This window comes from Nesterenkonia muleiensis, from assembly GCF_003600155.1.
GTDB lineage: Bacteria > Actinomycetota > Actinomycetes > Actinomycetales > Micrococcaceae > Nesterenkonia > Nesterenkonia muleiensis.
The window spans coordinates 120,902-135,888 of the sequence record NZ_QWLD01000003.1; the positions used below are offsets into that span (position 1 = coordinate 120,902).

The window sequence follows — 14,987 nt, forward strand, 5'->3', positions numbered from 1 at the left end:
TTCCGGCGCTGGGCTGCTCCCTGATAGGTCGGGGCTTCCGGCGTCGTCGTAGTCATCGTTCGTTCGCTTCCCGTGTCATCGCTTCGCGCTGAACCGGGTCCCCGGCTCGCTCTCCTGCAAGTGTACCGGCGTGACCTTAACGCTGAGTCAGCACCTGGGCTGAGCCTCTGTACCTGGAGGGAGTCAGCAGCGCGACGGCCACACCGATCAGCACGACGACGCCGCTGATGACGCTGAAGACCCACCAGGCCGGCTGCGCCCAGGCGGTGAACTCGGCCTGGAGATGATCGAGGATCACCGCGGCAGTCTCGGGCACACCGGGCGGATGGTGGAAATCAGGCGAAGCATAGGTGGTGGCGATCCACATACCCAGGGCAGCGGCAAGGACCGCACCGGAGGCCAGCGCGTACCAGCGAAGGCGCCGGGTACCCAGCATCAAGCCGAGCACCGCCAACGCGGCCGCAGCCAGGGTGAGGGCCGGCCAGTACCGACTGGCCGCCGCCGCAGTGGCCCAGGTGTAGGGGTCGGCGGTGTTTTCGGTGGCGGCCTGGATATCGATGCTGATCTCCGGGGCGATGACGTCGAAGCTCTCCGGCTCCACCCCGTGTATCCAACCCAAGGCATCGTCGAGCCCCTCGCGCAGCGGCTGAGTCATCGCTTCGGTGACCGGAGTGAGGTCCAGTTCGATGTCCAGCTCCCGCAGATCCCCGGAGGTGCCTTCGGCGAAGATCTGTTCAAGCTGGGCGGTGTAGTCGGTGCGGGTCTGCTGCAGGACCTCCTCCCAGGCGGCGAGGGTGCGGTCGTTGTTCAGGGCCGCCGAGACCAGCGGTGCCGCCACCTGATCCACTCCCCCGGGCACGAAACTCTGCAGCTGACCGGGAAGCCGGGACGTGAGGTCGTCAATCATCGCCTCAGTGACCGCCTGGGAGAAGTCCTGCTGTGCGGGCAGAGTGCCGGCGATCTGGGCCACGGGCTCTTCGCTGCGCAGCAGCTCGTTGAGCTGGTATCCGGCCAGTCCGGCAACGGAGGCCAGCCCTGCCAGCAGCAGGCACAGCAGGCTGAACAGATTGCGCATGGAACTCCTGTGGTGTGGTGGGACCAGTGACACGTCGGTGGATGGAGCTAGTCTGTATGCAGTATGAGTTATCAGGAGCCTGCCGCCAAAGACCGCCCCCCGCTGGCCGCGCTGCCTGCCACCTCTCAGGACACCAGTGAGGAGACGCCCTGGCCGCTGAGCCACTTCTCCGGCAAGCTGCGGGCCCATATTGACCGTGTCACCCCCACTTGGGTGGAGGGTCAGCTGGTGGAGTTCACTATGCGCAATGGGAACGCGTGGATGACCCTGCGGGACTTGGAGCAGGAGATCTCCTTCCAAGCGGTGGCCTGGCGGAATGTGGCAAGCGGGCTGAGCAGAAAGGGGCTGGAGCCCGGCTCCCGGGTCGTGGCTCTGGTCAAGCCCTCGCTTTGGGAGAAGTCCGGGAGGCTCTCCCTGGTCACCCAGAAGATGGAGCCGGTAGGGCTGGGTGACCTGCTGGCCAGGATTGAGCGGATGAAGCAGCAGCTGGCCGCCGAAGGGCTGTTCGACTCCTCCCGGAAGAAGCCGCTGCCTCTGCTTCCGGCAACCATCGGCATCATCACCGGGCGTGACTCCGATGCCAAGAAGGACATACTGCGCAATGTGACCGCTCGCTGGGCCGCAGCCCGGTTCGAGCTCCGGGAGGTATCCACGCAGGGCCCGATGGCGCCGATCGAGGTGGCCGCTGCGCTGGAGCAGCTGGACACCCTGGAGCATGTGGAGGTCATTGTCATCGCCCGCGGCGGCGGAGCCCTGGAAGAGGTGGTGCTTCCCTTTTCCGATGAGCGGCTTATCCGCGCGGTGGCCGCGGCGCAGACCCCGGTAATCTCAGCCATCGGCCATGAGGCCGACCGGCCGCTGCTGGATGAGGTGGCTGATGTGCGGGCTTCCACGCCGACAGGATCGGCCAAGCTGCTGGTGCCGGAGGAGGCCGCCGAGCGCGAGGACATCGCGCTGTCCAGGTCTCGGATGTCCCAGGGCCTGGAGCGGATGCTGGCCCGGGAGGCAGAATGGCTCCGGGCCGCGCGGTCCCGCCCGGTGCTGGCGCATCCGGAGACGATGATCCAGGTGCGTTCTGAGGATCTGCTGGGGCTGCGTCGTCGTGCCCTGGTCTCGGCACAGACGGCAGTGGACCGCGCCCGCGACTGGGTGAGATCCGCCCGAGTGCAGGTGACCTCGCTGTCGCCGCAGTCCACCCTGGACCGGGGCTATGCGGTGGTCCAGCATCAGCGCAGGATTGTGCGCAGTGCCGCCGACCTGGTCCCTGGCGACGGCGTGCAGGTGATGGTGGCCCACGGAGAGTTCAGCGCAGATGTCACCGATGTGAAGGAGGATCCCGATGAGTGAGACCGAAGAGACGTTCAGCACAGCCAGAACTGATGACATCGAGCAGATGTCCTATGAGCACGCCCGCGATGAGCTGGCCGCCGTGGTCACCAAACTGGAGGCCGGCGGTGCCCCTTTGGAGGAGTCTCTGGCGCTGTGGCAGCGTGGTGAGGCATTGGCCGAGCGCTGTGAGCGCTGGCTGGACGGTGCCAGCGCGAAGCTCGAGGAGGTCCGCAGCACGCTCGATGGGCATGAGAGCCCACACGACTGATCAAGTTCCGTTGTTCCCGGCAGACGACCATCGCCTCGCCGCCAGCCGGGAGCACAGCTGCCCATCGGTGTGCAGACCGCAAAGAGACAGTGGTCAGGCGTTCTGGCTCGGAGCGGTCTTTTGCGTGGTGCGTGCCGAGAGAAGCAGACGCCCGAACATGACTGCTCCCAAGCCAACTGTGGCCAGGGCTCCGGCAGTTCCCACCTCGGCGGCAAGAGAAACGACCTGATCATCACTCTGCGGAAGACCTCGATGGCTGATCACGCCATAGGCGGCAATCACTGCCGGCGCCGGCAGCACTGCCAAAAAATGCCGGACCCACCCCCCAGCACCACGTTCAGCGTGGTAGAGACTAGCCGCGATCCCAGCGGCAAACGGTGCGACGTAGAAGACCTGTGAGAACTCGGTGGAAGCAACCCTGTTGATGGCGAATGTCAGGCCAAGATACACCACCCCTGCGACCACCCAGCTTCGCACGATGTCCATCACCTGAACTCACAATCCTCTTCTGCAGTTACCCTCATTCACCGACTGTTCTGCGTCCCGTCGTTCCAGTGCCCCGTTCTTAGCACTGGAACGACGGAACCGCCCGTTCCCCCTGAGCACTTACGAGCGTATTCCCTCAGCGGCCTGCTCGCCTGAGGCTAGAGTCCCAGATCGGGGCCCAATTGACGTGTGGGCCTTCGGCGACGCATCTTTCCCGGCCACAGTGCAGGCCGAATCGCTTGCGGCAGCGCTAGGCCATCTTCCACCGGATGAGCATGGCAATCCCGAAACCAAGGGCGGACAGCCCACCTGCTGTGACTATTGACATGCTGAACACCCCCCAGTCGCCCAGGCTCTCAGGCCGCTCCGTTAGCAAGAACCATGCTCCATTGACAACTACGGGAGCGGGCATCACCGCGAGCAGATGCCGGGGCCAGCCTCCCACACCTCGTGCAGCGTGATACAGCGAGGCCACCAGACCGGCCGACAGCGGACAGAGCGCGTAGATGAAGAAGCTGCCATAGCCCACAGTGAGGCTCAGCAGAAAGTTCAGCCCCAGGAAGACTGCAGCAGAGATGATCCAGGTACGCAACAGATCCACGGTTTACCCCTTTGCGCTGAGGTCACTGACCAGGCAGTGATCCTCACCAGCTTTGTCCGGCGTCCATCTCCAGAGTCTCGGCGAAACTCTGCACGTCTTCATCACTGACCTCGCTGCCGTAGAACTCTACGGTGACGGCGACGTCCTGCTCAGGATCAACGAGGACCCACCACCTGCCGGTGATTCCCTCAGCCTCGTCCTCCGACCTGAGATCGACAATATAAGCGTCCTCAGCCCCGGAGATCTCGACCTCTCCCCCTTCGCTGGTGCGAATACCTGGATGGGTGCCGGAGGATCTCACCTGCACGATCATTTCTCCAGCAGCATCGATGGCAGACGGTGGGGTCTCCCGGAAGCGCCACACCCCAATGAACGCACCAGCACTCTGCTGATCTTCATCGGCGTACTCAGCTACCCACCCACCTTCACGCTCTGCGTCCCGGTACACCTCATGGATTCCATCCGGCAACTCGAAACTGACCGGACCCACCTGAGTGATGTTGCCGCTTTCACCTTCGCCATCGGTGTGACCGGCGCCACCCTCACCGCCATCAGAGGCACAGCTGACCAAGAGCATGCCGGCCATGCCCAGCATGATGCTGGATCGCTTCATCGATCTCGTCCTTTCGTGAGGTTGCTCAGCAGTTGGGGTTTTCACGGAACTCACGCGTTCCACCTGGGTGGTCAGGAGGCGCAAGATAGGAGGATTCCTCTAGCCGTTCTTCACTCGAACCGGTATCCCGGCCGTAGCCACCACCAACCCCGAGAATCTTGGCACGGAATCCCCAGCCGCCGTCTTCAGAAACGCCGGAGAACACATCGTGAGTAGTAACTCCGCGATCATATATCAGCTGCTCAAGAGCACTCAATGAGGTTCCGTCCCGTTCTGGCCGCTCGGTCACCCCTTGGGCGTTGGGGGCCATCCCCGCTAGCTGACCATCGATTGGATCCGTCATCCAATCCATGACGAGTTGGCGGTCAGCATCAGTCTCGATATCAATCGATGTGGAGTACACCTCGCTGGTGTAATCACCGCTAGTACCATTGACCGTTCCCACGGTGAACTCAAGACCGATGACCTCTCCGTCGCTGTTCTCCACCACAGTGAAGGACTCTTCGATCTCATACTGGGGATCGAAGTCCCACTCGTAAACCCCACCACCAGCTTGGGCACCGAAATTGGACGTGAAGGTGTAAGCCCTCGTCGTGTCTGCAGGGTCGTCACCATGGTGGGTAGCCATATGGTACGTGCCGCCGAGAGAGGCACTGCCGCTTATCGACGGCAACCAATCATGACTGAACGAACCTGAGTTATTGACGTTGCCGTCTTCATCCTCATTGCCTTCGAATCCGGGCCGCAATGAGGCGCTGCCTCCAACTTCACCCTCGAGGCTGAACTGGTGGTGGGTCACGTGAGGGTCACTAGGAGGCTCGGGCGGGCTGTTGAAGATGGGCCCTAGGACTGGCACATAGTTCCAGTTGGAGTCAACATAGCTCTGCATGTCGTTAACGAATGCCTCGGCTTCTGGCGCATTGTCGAAGACCCAGGTATCGCCGTTGCCGTATTCCAGTTCAACTCCGGCGTTGGCCCCGGCACCAGCTAATGTGACGTTATTGCCCCAGCTCACGCCAGTATAGGCATTCGCCCCGGCAGAGTACCCATCCATGATGGTGACATGGACTTCACCGTCACTGTACTCCTGCCAGGACAACCCCGCGTCTCCGCCCAGGCTGACCCAGAAGATATCTACGGTCGATCCAGCATTCTGAGCGTTGGAACTGACGGTGCACCGAGGCTGAAAGTCTTCCTCTGTGAGAGGCTCTCTCCCACAGTCACCTCCGCCGGGCAAATGTGAGCTGATGCTGCAGATCACTTCACTGATGGTGTCCCGCACCTGCGGCGCGAACTGACTGGCCCACGGAAGAGCCACCAGAGAGGCAATGATGACCGTAATCGCAACCGCCACGCCGGTATATTCCAGAGTTCCCGCCCCCGACTCCCGATCCGGAAGCGAGGCTCTCGGTTCCCACGTGCCCTCTTGGGCTGTCCCTGTGTGCATATTCCCGTTCCTTTGGTCTTCCCACCCCGTGAAGAAAATTCCTATTCCATATGCACGATACGAGCTGGGCGAGCGGAAAACATGAGCCTTAGGCACCTATCACAGGCCTAATTCGCTGCGAGGAGACCTGTCGGTCGAGCCAGGGACACAGAGCAGGTCAAGACATGCTCACATCCGTCCAGCAACCCACGTGAGGCCCCCGCCGGGCAGGCACGATCGGACGATGCTCAATACGCCAAGAGTCCGACGATCAGGACGCCTGCGATCAGGTGGGGGCCAAGTGCGAGATGAGAACGCGGATCTGCCCGACGGCGAATGATCTGCACTAATCCGAAGCCGAGGCCGATCATCAAGCCAAGACCTACTCCTAGGAGCGTGACCATAGGGCCGTGCCATCCCAGCACCAGACCAGCTGAGAGCATAAGTTTGACATCGCCAAATCCCATTTGCGATGGGGAGGCAATGAACAAGATCAAAAAGAACAATGTCGCGCCGAGCGCGCAGGCCAGAGCCACCCCCCACCGGGACCATTGCCCGGTGACCAGAGCATCTGAAGTCAGAGCAAGCAGACACGCAAGGGCCAATGGCAAGGTCATCACGTCGGGCAGACGCCGTTCCCGCCAGTCGATGGACGCCAAAAGAGGACCGCTTAAAGCGAAAAGCAGCAGCACGGCCCGTGCGGGCCAAGAGCCCGTAGGACCAATCGCTGCTAACGTGGCCAATAGACCACCAGCAACACCGTTCCACACCCAAAACCGTCGAGGAGCCGGAGACCCGGTAAGAAGTGGCGGAAAGAATCCTCTCAACGCCCGGCTAGTTGATGAGTCGGATGTCGTCAAAGAGCCGACCAATCGCTGACGGACTGTAGGACACCGCATTGCCTGCGCCATCATATTGCACGCTTGCCGAGGCTCCATTACCAGAGCACGTTACTTTCCAGGCGATGAGAGTTTGGCTGTTGTCTTCCCATTGACCGCCATCACCTATGCAGCTCACTCCTGCTACGCTCAGTTCGGCTGTCGCCGTGGCATTACCTTGGACATCGCCGATCATATTTGACGTCGTCCCCTGGGCATCGACCACTTCGGAGTCAGTGTCGACAGTAATCTCCACGGTTCGGAACCCTGGTGTCCTAGAAGAGTAGTTTCGCACAGTGGAGTTGCTATTGGCCTGCGCAAAACTCACTGCTTCCCAATACCCCGACCCGCCCGCAGAAGCCGCATAATGGTCAAAGTCTCTCCACACTTCGTAGCCATCCGCACGGGTAGTGGGCATAATCTGCCCATGCACCCAGGCGTCAATCCAGTTTCGTTTGGCCTCCTCAGCAGCTGCCAAAGACGCCGCATCGGCTGCCTTTTGGGCCTTGCCCCGCACATCGGAGGCCTGACCAAGTACCACAAGCCCCAGACCAACGATCAGTACAGATACAGCAAGAAGGAGGACGGCCAGGGACATCTGGCCGTCCTCCTTCTTTATGGTACGCATCACTTAAGTGTTTCCAGACCTTATCCGCTGATGCCTTCTGCGATGGAGGAGATCACACGCGAGATCACAGAGTTGATCTCCTCGTAGATCTGGCTCTCTGTGAGAACCATCACAACACCGGCGATGATGACGGTGATCACCACTGCGATGCCGACATACTCAACAGTTCCCTGACCTTCTTCTTTGCGCTGTTCGAGAGCGTTCTTCAGGTTGAGGTAGAAGTTCATCATGAGTCAATCCTTTTCCGTTCCGAATAGCGGAGCTATTCCCGTGTTAAGACCCCCAGGCTTTCGCCCCTCTTGGCCTCCTTGCACTGACTACTATTCCAAGCCCTGCATCCGAAACCTAGAGCCTAAAGACCCATTGCTAGGCCCAAAACCACGACAGGACGTGGGGCCCAAGCAAGGACGCCCCCACAGCAGCGCTTTCCTCAGTCATCTCCGGATCTCTGCTCGATCTCACAGCTGATTGCGGAACCAGACGCTGACTGCTTCTGCACGCGACCCGACTCCCATTTTGGAGAAGATCCGGTTGGTGTGGTTCTTGACCGTCTTTTCGCTGAGGAACAGCTGACCGGCGATCTCCTTGTTCGGAAGCCCGTCCGCCACCAGCTCCATAATCTGTGCCTCCCGCCCGCTGAGGCCGAAGGGGGAACGCCCACGCACAACCTCCGTGGTACTGTCCGTAGCTCTTTCGTCGGTAACTGTCTCTGATATGCGTGGATTCGCTTCGGCATCGCTCCCAGAACCTGACATGACCGCGGTGATGGCACTGGGTGACATCAACGATGCCCCGCCAGCCACGGAGTGAAGCGCCTTGGAGAGGTCCTCCATCTGAATCTCGTTATACACCACGTATCCCCGTGCACCGTTTCGCAGCGCAGAATTGATCACTTCGTGCTCTTCGCTGTGGGTCAGCATCACCACTGGGCAGATGCACGAAATGGTCTTCACCGCCTCGACACCAGTCATCACCGGCATCCGCACGTCCAATAAGCAGATATCGGGTGTGAGCTCCTGAGCAAGGTCAATAGCCTGCTTTCCGTTCTCAGCCGATCCTACGAGTTCCAAGTCCGGCAGTGCATTCAAGATCTGCTCCAGGCCTGTACGGACTACCCCGTTATCGTCCGCTATCAGTACACGCAAAGTACTCATGAGTCTTCCTCCTGACCAGCCACCGGCACGATGAGCGTCACCTCAGTCCCCTGTCCCTCCCGAGACTTCACGGTCAGCTTACCCCCGACCTCCTCAGTTCGTTCACGCATCCCGACCAGACCGTAGTGATTGTCCTTTCGGTGGCCTTTTCCCGTTCGCGTGGAAAACCCGCGCCCTGCGTCGCGGACAACTACCTGCAGCCTGCCCCCCGTATAGGAGACTTCGCACTCCACGCGCTCTTCACCGGAATGGGTGACTGCGTTGATCAGAGCTTCCTCAGCAATCTTTTGAGCGACATATCGGATGTCAAGGGGCAGCGGAGGCATTGCGGTCGCGATCACGTGGTCTACCGTGACACCGTGTATCGCCTGCACTTCGTCAACCACCTTCTGCAGCGAATCCTCCAATGGGGGAACCGCCGCCTCACGCAGGTCGGTCAGCAGCAGACGGGACTCCGCAATAGCTTCTGTGGCCGACTCGCTGATCTGTTGCGCCTCCTCTGCTGACTTTCCGCTGATCACCATAGCCTTCGCCTGCAGCGAGATACCTTCGAGACTCTTGACCAGTGAATCGTGTAGTTCCCTTGCCAACCTGGACCGTTCCTGTCCCAACGCGGCATCGGCTGCGGCGGATCGAGCCTGCTCGATAGCGGTGTCAACCTGCTTCTGCAGCCGTTGCATCACGCTGCCCACGCAGGTGAGGCTGGCGAAAAGTACCAATGATGCCATGACCGTCGTCGGCGATTGCGCCCACGAATTTCCATCCGACAGGTGAATCGCAACAACCATGATGTACCCCGATGAGAGCAACATCGTCAGGAGGACCTGTCCCAGCACTGGGAAGAACAGCCCGATGAGCACCGCGGTAGTGCCCAGATAGCCCATGTATGCGGTGGGTGTGTTCGCATTGGCAAAAACAACAAGTCCCAACAGAATGTCAAGACCGACTGCTGCTGGGTGCCGGGCGATGAAAGGGGCCACACGATCCCACGCCAGGAGGACGCTCAACGAGGTCGCCAATACCGCCCCAAGCATCACGAGCTCGCTGAACCCACCTTCCTCGCCCGCGACCACCGCCACCGGATAGGTGCAGATCAAGCGCAGGACCAGAGCGATCTTGCCGCATTTAACCAGAACGTACCCTGCCTTTACAGAACCGGAGCTCTGCCTTCTCCTTGCGGCAGCCATCATTCTCCGAACAGGGTCCCGAAGTCGATGTCAGCGACATACCAGATGCTCACCAGCAGGAGCACCATAGTGCCAGGGACCATGATCAAGGTGACCACACTAGCGATCTTGGGCGAGGCTTTTGAGGCTTCCTGCCGCGCTCGCTGGGCGCGTTTCTGCCGCAGGTCCGTGGCAATCTGGTCCAGAGACTCCACCAAGGGAGACCCTAAGTCCTCCGACTGCATCAAGGCGGTGACGAACGCTTCCATGGATTGCGATTTGGTCCGCTCCTTCATATCGCGGAACGCCTCATATCGCGATGTACCCACGTCCATCTGCCGAAGAGCTGTCTGCATTTCCACTGCCAACGGCCCCTCAGTCCTCTCGAGCACACGTTGCAGAGCACCACGAAACGAAAGACCGGCGGATACTGTCACCGCAAGGACATCTAAGAAATCTGGAAGCGCGTCCTCGATCTCCTCCTGCCGACGCCGGCCAGCGGAGTAGAGGATGAGGTCCGGGAGGAAAAAGCCAAGAATGACGACGAGCAGCGGAAACAGAACGTTCTGAGTGAACATGAACAGCGCCACCGCGCCCAATCCGAAGATCAGCAGCAGGCGCGCTTTCATGGCAAAGAAGTCTGCCGGGGAAGCGAACTCCTGAGACTGCGCATAGACCAGACGTGTGGACACGAAATTCCGATAGGAGGCCCCCATGACTCCCGAGATCTCAGGACCCACTCGCTGTCCGAACCAGGTGAACGGGCTCTTTCCACGACGCCGCCTCGCCGGCTCTTTGATCAGGGCTCGGTCCTCGACGCTGAGATGGCCGAGGGGGTCTGCCCGGACAAGACGAAGCCCGTAGGCCAGCGCGCCGAAGACCAGCACGGCGCCAAGGCCCCAGAGGAGTGGTTCCATCAGATCTTCACCTTGGTGATCCGGTTGATCAGCAGCAAGCCGATCACATAGGTGATACCTGTGATGAACAGGGCAATCTGCCCCAGGACGCTGCTGGTCAGGTCGTAGAGCAGGCCGGGCGACATCCAGTTGAACAGCAGAAGGAGTCCTACGCCGAAGATGACCACAACGTAGCCGGTAAAACTCGCTTGAGTGATCAGAGTGCGCACCTCACGCGCGGTCTCCTTACGGTCCTCCAGAGCCTGCGCCATACCTCGTAACGCCGTGATGAGCGAGCCGCCAGAACGTTGGGAGATCACCAGAGTTCCGATCAGCACCGTAAGATCTCGACCGGGGATACGCTGCTCCATGCGCTCAAGACCGATATCAATGGGCGTGCCAATACTGAGTTCGTCATCCAATATGTTCAGCTCACGGCCCGCTGGGTCAGACATTTCGGACGCAGCGATCTGCAGCGCAGTGCGAATGGAGAGCCCAGCACTGGTCGAGTTGGCGAGAATGCGGGCAAGCTCGGGCAATTGACTGAGAAACAGACGATACTGTCGCTGCCTCAGAAAGCCCAGAAGTCCAAGCAACCCCCAGAGCGCAGCAATCATCATCAACAAGGCATAGAACAACGTCACTTGCGAGTTGGCGACGAGAAATACCGCAATCACCGACACCATGCCCAATACGGTGTACTCCAAAGGGTATAGCGTTCGGAGATTCGCCTCAGTGAAGCGCCTCTCAAGATCCCGCCCGTAACGGGTACGGACAAACGCATGGTTCAGAGGGCGAATGAACCCCCCTCGGAAGCTGCCCCTGAGGCCACCGGACTCAGCCCGAACCACTGCAGCCTGATCAGCTGATCCTGAAGCGAAAAGCACCAGGCCGATACACGCAATGACCAGGACACCCGCTAAGACCAGCAGGAGAAGTTCAGGGCTCATTCAGATAGCCACCCCCGGCTGCCGGCAGGCAGCGCCTGCTTCAACAGGGATGTGCGCGGGAAGTGGATTTCCGGACAACCAGAAACGATCAGCGAGCGCAGCAGGCACTTCAAACTGCTTGACGGTGCCCCGCGTGAGGCGATCGGGACCGGGAGGTTCCTGCTCGAAACGCATCAGAGGTTGAAGGGCAAACTCTTCGCGCCGCGAAGAGACTACGGTCGCCACCTCGACAACTCGGCGGGAACCGTCGCCGCCTCGGCTGAGCTGAACGATGATATCTACCGCGGAATTGATCTGATCGCGGATGGCCTCGTAGGGAACCTCGATTTCACTCATTGAGGCCAGAGTTTCCATTCTGGAGACTGCATCATCTGCGCTGTTGGCGTGCACTGTCACCAGAGACCCATCGTGGCCGGTGTTCATCGCCTGGAGCATATCTAGGGTCTCACCACCACGAACTTCGCCGACGATGATGCGGTCCGGCCTCATACGTAGGCTGTTTCTCACCAAATCGCGAATAGTCACCTGTCCCTTGCCCTCGATATTGGCAGGACGGGACTCCAGTCGAATCACGTGAGGCTGCTGAAGCTGGAGTTCCGCGGAGTCCTCGATTGTGACGATGCGCTCACTATCTGGAATCAGTCCAGACAAAGCATTCAGCAGAGTTGTCTTACCCGTGCCGGTTCCCCCGGAGACCACCACGTTCAACCGGGCTCTGACGCAGGCTGTCAGCAGTTCAGCCGTCTCGGCGGTGAAGCTGTCTTTCTCCACCAGATCGTTGATTGAGAAAGGAGTGGGAAAGCGCCGTATGGTGATGGATGCGCCGTCCAGAGACAGGGGTGGGACAATCACGTTGACGCGTTCACCAGTGGGCAGCCTCGCGTCAACCATGGGAGATGACTCGTCCACACGGCGGTTGACACCCGCCACAATGCGGTCGATCGTTTGCATCAGCTGCTCATTGCTGGAGAATCCGTAACTCATCCTCTCCAGACGCCCGGCGCGCTCCACGAAAATATCATCGGGGCCATTGACCATGATCTCGGTGACGCTGGGGTCCGCAAGCAGAGGCTCCAGAATGCCCAAGCCAAGGGCCTCGTCCACCACTTGACGAATGATCGCCTGACGTTCCCTGGTGGAAAGAACAGGACCCTTTCTGGAGATCAGCTGGCTCATGACCCGTTCGAGGCGGACCCGCTGCTGGGTGCTGTCCAGTCTTGCGAGTTCTTCGAGGTCGATCTCCTCCAGCAGCAGCTGTCGATATTCAACAGCTGCCTGTTCGTGCGCGCTGCTGGCTTGTGCAGCGCCGGTCAGGGTGCCCTTGGCCCGCGCCTGGCCTGCAGCGCCGTTTCCAGACCACGGCTTCTCGGGCCCCTGTGATCCCTGCTTGAGCTTATGAGCCTCTGCTCGTCGAAGCAACGCCATACTTTAGTCGCTACCAGTCGGCATCGTCGCGGATCGGGAAATCGTCGTCGCAGGCAACGGATCCCACCAAAAATCTGTTCCGATAATGGGGACATTCACATCTGCCGTACAGGTGATGCTCGATCCCCCTGACCCCCCGCAGGAGACGGATGACCCTGGGCGCAACGAAGAGCTGAGGGCGTCGAGTCCGGCGCTTGTCCCCGTCCCCGCTGCCAGAGACTCGGCTCGGGCGGCGTCACGAGCAGCAGTGTTGGCCTGACTGAGCGCGTGCATGGCTAAGAATCCTTGCCAAGCAAAAACCACCATGATGAACACAAAGATCATGGTTCCCAGAAACTCAAGGCCCACCGTTCCCCGTTCGTTCTTCCTCGCCAGACGGCCTACTCGCCTCCGTGCTGTTGACATCCTCATGGCTCCTCCACTACTCCTGCACTCGCCTCGATCGGAACGATCAGTTCTCGGGTGGCGGGCACTAAAGCCGGGGTTCTGAGGGAGACAGTGACCCGGTCACCTGAGTGGTTAACGGCCATGTCACGGCGCCAGGGTCCAGGAGTTGACGATTCAGCAGCCTCGACCGCTGAATTGCCCACCGCAGCGGCACGGGCAGCCTCACTGGCTGAATGTGAGGCGAAGATCCAGGTGGTCCCCAGAAGCACCAGCTGAAAAGCAATCGCCGCTACTGTGACAAAGAGCGCTACCACCCCGAGGAACTCGAAGGTGGACTGACCCTCTTCGCGCTCACTGCGCACAGCTTTCCTTGTCCGTGCTCCCGTTCCAGTGAGCTGAAGCATGGAATCATCAGCTTCACGCAGCTCGACCTGGGATTCGGGCTTCTGCTGCTCTGATATGCGCCGCCCTGACCTTCGGCGCCCTGTCTTCTTGCCTGTCTGCTCCCTCTTAGGCGGTTTGTCTTTTCGCGTCCTGGCCAGGGACGCTGGAGGCACGATCTGCATCTCACGACCCAGCTCCTGGATCTTATGCGACCAGTCTGAGCCTGCCATCGCCGGATCGCGCCGATTCACGGCCTGCTCGAGGGGGCGATCCATCTTAGGCAGTACAGTGCGGTAGCTCTGCAGAGCCACGATCTTGCGAGCGGATTCAGGCTGGATGTCGTTCGTCTTGTGCACGCCGTTGAGGACCACCCGCACACTTTCGGACTGCCGAGCACCAATGCGCTCCCACAAAGACGCCAGTCGTCGAACCCCGCGAAGTGCCAGAACATCGGCCTGCGCGACCACACATACTTCATCGGCCATCTCCACCGCAGTGGCATTAGCCTCACCGATGACGGACCCTACATCCACAATGACCACATCAAAGCGAGAACGGAGGACGCCGAGGATCTTCTTGGCGGCGGCTTCAGCGACCAGCTCTCCACGCTCTCCTTCACCCGGCCCGAAAAGCACTGAAAGCCCTGCCGGATGGTCAAAGAGCACATCGCCTATAAAGCGAGGAGACAACTCATCCACTACGCTAAGCAGGTCGGTGATATCGCGCTGGCGAGGCGCATCGATCAGAATGGACTGATCCGGCTTCTGCAGGTCCAGATCAACCAGCACCACTTTACGACCACTGGTTTGAGCCGCTTCTAGTGCTAGGTGCAAAGCTATTGTGGATGATCCTGCACCGCCCTTTGCCGAGGCAACTGCGATCATCTTGCCAGCACCGAGACTATTCTCGTCATCGTGACTGCGCTGAACCGCCTTGCGCAGCGAAGCACCCCAGGATGTGGCTGCCTGGACACGGGCCGATACATTCTCAAAGTTCAGCGGATATGCGATGACGCCACGGGATCCAGAGTCCAGAGCAGTGGCGAAATCCTCACTCTTGGGCTCGGCGACGACAGTGAGCACCGCAATCGAAGGGTACCGCCCCGACACTTCGGCCGCCAGATCCCACATCGGCATAGGTGATGATGACTCATCGATCACCAGCACATCGATGTCCTGTTCCCCGTATTGGGCGATGGCAGCAAGAAGAGCCTGAGTGGAGGAGTACTGACGCGATACGTCCGCCTCCGAATCAGAGAGGGCTTGACGGATTTCCCAACTACGCTTTTCATCTGCGCAGCACAGTACAGCTTTAGCCATGT

General features: G+C 60.2%; 16 protein-coding genes. 2 read left to right on the forward strand and 14 right to left on the reverse strand.

What is annotated here, in order from left to right:
* Positions 1–136: 136 nt before the first annotated feature.
* Positions 137–1,075: a hypothetical protein gene (locus tag DVO78_RS00810; protein WP_120002909.1), complete on the reverse strand. Its 939-nt coding sequence runs from the start codon at positions 1,073–1,075 to the stop codon at positions 137–139.
* A gap of 63 nt (positions 1,076–1,138) precedes the next feature.
* Between DVO78_RS00810 and xseA the strand changes: the two genes are divergently transcribed.
* Complete coding sequence (gene xseA / locus DVO78_RS00815) at positions 1,139–2,422, forward strand: exodeoxyribonuclease VII large subunit (protein WP_120002910.1); 1,284 nt, start codon at positions 1,139–1,141, stop codon at positions 2,420–2,422.
* Positions 2,415–2,672, forward strand: coding sequence for an exodeoxyribonuclease VII small subunit (locus DVO78_RS00820; protein ID WP_120002911.1), 258 nt, complete (start codon positions 2,415–2,417; stop codon positions 2,670–2,672). Before xseA ends, DVO78_RS00820 begins: the two co-directional genes overlap by 8 nt.
* A gap of 93 nt (positions 2,673–2,765) precedes the next feature.
* Here the strand turns inward: DVO78_RS00820 and DVO78_RS00825 are convergent, their stop codons facing one another.
* From DVO78_RS00825 to DVO78_RS00890, 13 genes are all read right to left on the reverse strand, one after another.
* On the reverse strand, positions 2,766–3,158 hold the full coding sequence (locus tag DVO78_RS00825) for a hypothetical protein (protein WP_120002912.1): 393 nt from the start codon (positions 3,156–3,158) through the stop codon (positions 2,766–2,768).
* 250 nt (positions 3,159–3,408) lie between these two features.
* Positions 3,409–3,759, reverse strand: a complete 351-nt coding sequence (locus DVO78_RS00830) for a hypothetical protein (RefSeq protein ID WP_120002913.1) — start codon at positions 3,757–3,759, stop codon at positions 3,409–3,411.
* Positions 3,760–3,802: 43 nt separating this feature from the next.
* Positions 3,803–4,372 carry a hypothetical protein gene (locus DVO78_RS00835; protein ID WP_120002914.1) on the reverse strand — a complete coding sequence of 190 codons (570 nt, stop codon included), beginning with the start codon at positions 4,370–4,372 and terminating at the stop codon, positions 3,803–3,805.
* A gap of 25 nt (positions 4,373–4,397) precedes the next feature.
* Positions 4,398–5,726 (reverse strand): hypothetical protein, encoded by a 1,329-nt coding sequence (locus DVO78_RS00840; protein WP_157983780.1) that lies wholly within the window; start codon positions 5,724–5,726, stop codon positions 4,398–4,400.
* A 320-nt stretch (positions 5,727–6,046) separates the two neighbouring features.
* A complete protein-coding gene (locus DVO78_RS17370) occupies positions 6,047–6,490 on the reverse strand; it encodes a prepilin peptidase (RefSeq protein ID WP_157983781.1) in 444 nt (147 codons plus the stop codon).
* A 142-nt stretch (positions 6,491–6,632) separates the two neighbouring features.
* Positions 6,633–7,304 carry a pilus assembly protein TadG-related protein gene (locus DVO78_RS00850; protein ID WP_120002917.1) on the reverse strand — a complete coding sequence of 224 codons (672 nt, stop codon included), beginning with the start codon at positions 7,302–7,304 and terminating at the stop codon, positions 6,633–6,635.
* Positions 7,305–7,324: 20 nt separating this feature from the next.
* Positions 7,325–7,534, reverse strand: a complete 210-nt coding sequence (locus DVO78_RS00855; RefSeq protein WP_120002918.1) for a hypothetical protein — start codon at positions 7,532–7,534, stop codon at positions 7,325–7,327.
* A 228-nt stretch (positions 7,535–7,762) separates the two neighbouring features.
* Positions 7,763–8,458, reverse strand: coding sequence for a LuxR C-terminal-related transcriptional regulator (locus DVO78_RS00860; RefSeq protein ID WP_120002919.1), 696 nt, complete (start codon positions 8,456–8,458; stop codon positions 7,763–7,765).
* A complete protein-coding gene (locus tag DVO78_RS00865; protein ID WP_120002920.1) occupies positions 8,455–9,648 on the reverse strand; it encodes a sensor histidine kinase in 1,194 nt (397 codons plus the stop codon). The genes DVO78_RS00860 and DVO78_RS00865 overlap by 4 nt, the downstream gene beginning before the upstream one ends.
* On the reverse strand, positions 9,645–10,541 hold the full coding sequence (locus tag DVO78_RS00870; protein WP_120002921.1) for a type II secretion system F family protein: 897 nt from the start codon (positions 10,539–10,541) through the stop codon (positions 9,645–9,647). Before DVO78_RS00870 ends, DVO78_RS00865 begins: the two co-directional genes overlap by 4 nt.
* Positions 10,541–11,227: a type II secretion system F family protein gene (locus DVO78_RS00875; protein WP_238385067.1), complete on the reverse strand. Its 687-nt coding sequence runs from the start codon at positions 11,225–11,227 to the stop codon at positions 10,541–10,543. The genes DVO78_RS00870 and DVO78_RS00875 overlap by 1 nt, the downstream gene beginning before the upstream one ends.
* Positions 11,228–11,470: 243 nt before the next feature.
* Entirely contained in the window at positions 11,471–12,646 is a 1,176-nt protein-coding gene (locus DVO78_RS00880) for a TadA family conjugal transfer-associated ATPase (protein WP_420799038.1), read from the reverse strand.
* A gap of 656 nt (positions 12,647–13,302) precedes the next feature.
* On the reverse strand, positions 13,303–14,985 hold the full coding sequence (locus DVO78_RS00890) for a CpaE/TadZ family protein (RefSeq protein WP_120002925.1): 1,683 nt from the start codon (positions 14,983–14,985) through the stop codon (positions 13,303–13,305).
* Positions 14,986–14,987 lie beyond the last annotated feature (2 nt).

Bases quoted from the DNA above. Each gene is read 5' to 3' on its own strand.
- DVO78_RS00810 (WP_120002909.1), bottom strand. From the start codon at position 1,075: ATGCGCAATCTGTTCAGCCTGCTGTGCCTGCTGCTGGCAGGGCTGGCC.
- xseA (WP_120002910.1), top strand. From the start codon at position 1,139: ATGAGTTATCAGGAGCCTGCCGCCAAAGACCGCCCCCCGCTGGCCGCG.
- DVO78_RS00820 (WP_120002911.1), top strand. From the start codon at position 2,415: ATGAGTGAGACCGAAGAGACGTTCAGCACAGCCAGAACTGATGACATC.
- DVO78_RS00825 (WP_120002912.1), bottom strand. From the start codon at position 3,158: ATGGACATCGTGCGAAGCTGGGTGGTCGCAGGGGTGGTGTATCTTGGC.
- DVO78_RS00835 (WP_120002914.1), bottom strand. From the start codon at position 4,372: ATGAAGCGATCCAGCATCATGCTGGGCATGGCCGGCATGCTCTTGGTC.
- DVO78_RS00850 (WP_120002917.1), bottom strand. From the start codon at position 7,304: ATGCGTACCATAAAGAAGGAGGACGGCCAGATGTCCCTGGCCGTCCTC.
- DVO78_RS00855 (WP_120002918.1), bottom strand. From the start codon at position 7,534: ATGATGAACTTCTACCTCAACCTGAAGAACGCTCTCGAACAGCGCAAA.
- DVO78_RS00860 (WP_120002919.1), bottom strand. From the start codon at position 8,458: ATGAGTACTTTGCGTGTACTGATAGCGGACGATAACGGGGTAGTCCGT.
- DVO78_RS00865 (WP_120002920.1), bottom strand. From the start codon at position 9,648: ATGATGGCTGCCGCAAGGAGAAGGCAGAGCTCCGGTTCTGTAAAGGCA.
- DVO78_RS00870 (WP_120002921.1), bottom strand. From the start codon at position 10,541: ATGGAACCACTCCTCTGGGGCCTTGGCGCCGTGCTGGTCTTCGGCGCG.
- DVO78_RS00880 (WP_420799038.1), bottom strand. From the start codon at position 12,646: ATGAGCCAGCTGATCTCCAGAAAGGGTCCTGTTCTTTCCACCAGGGAA.
- DVO78_RS00890 (WP_120002925.1), bottom strand. From the start codon at position 14,985: ATGGCTAAAGCTGTACTGTGCTGCGCAGATGAAAAGCGTAGTTGGGAA.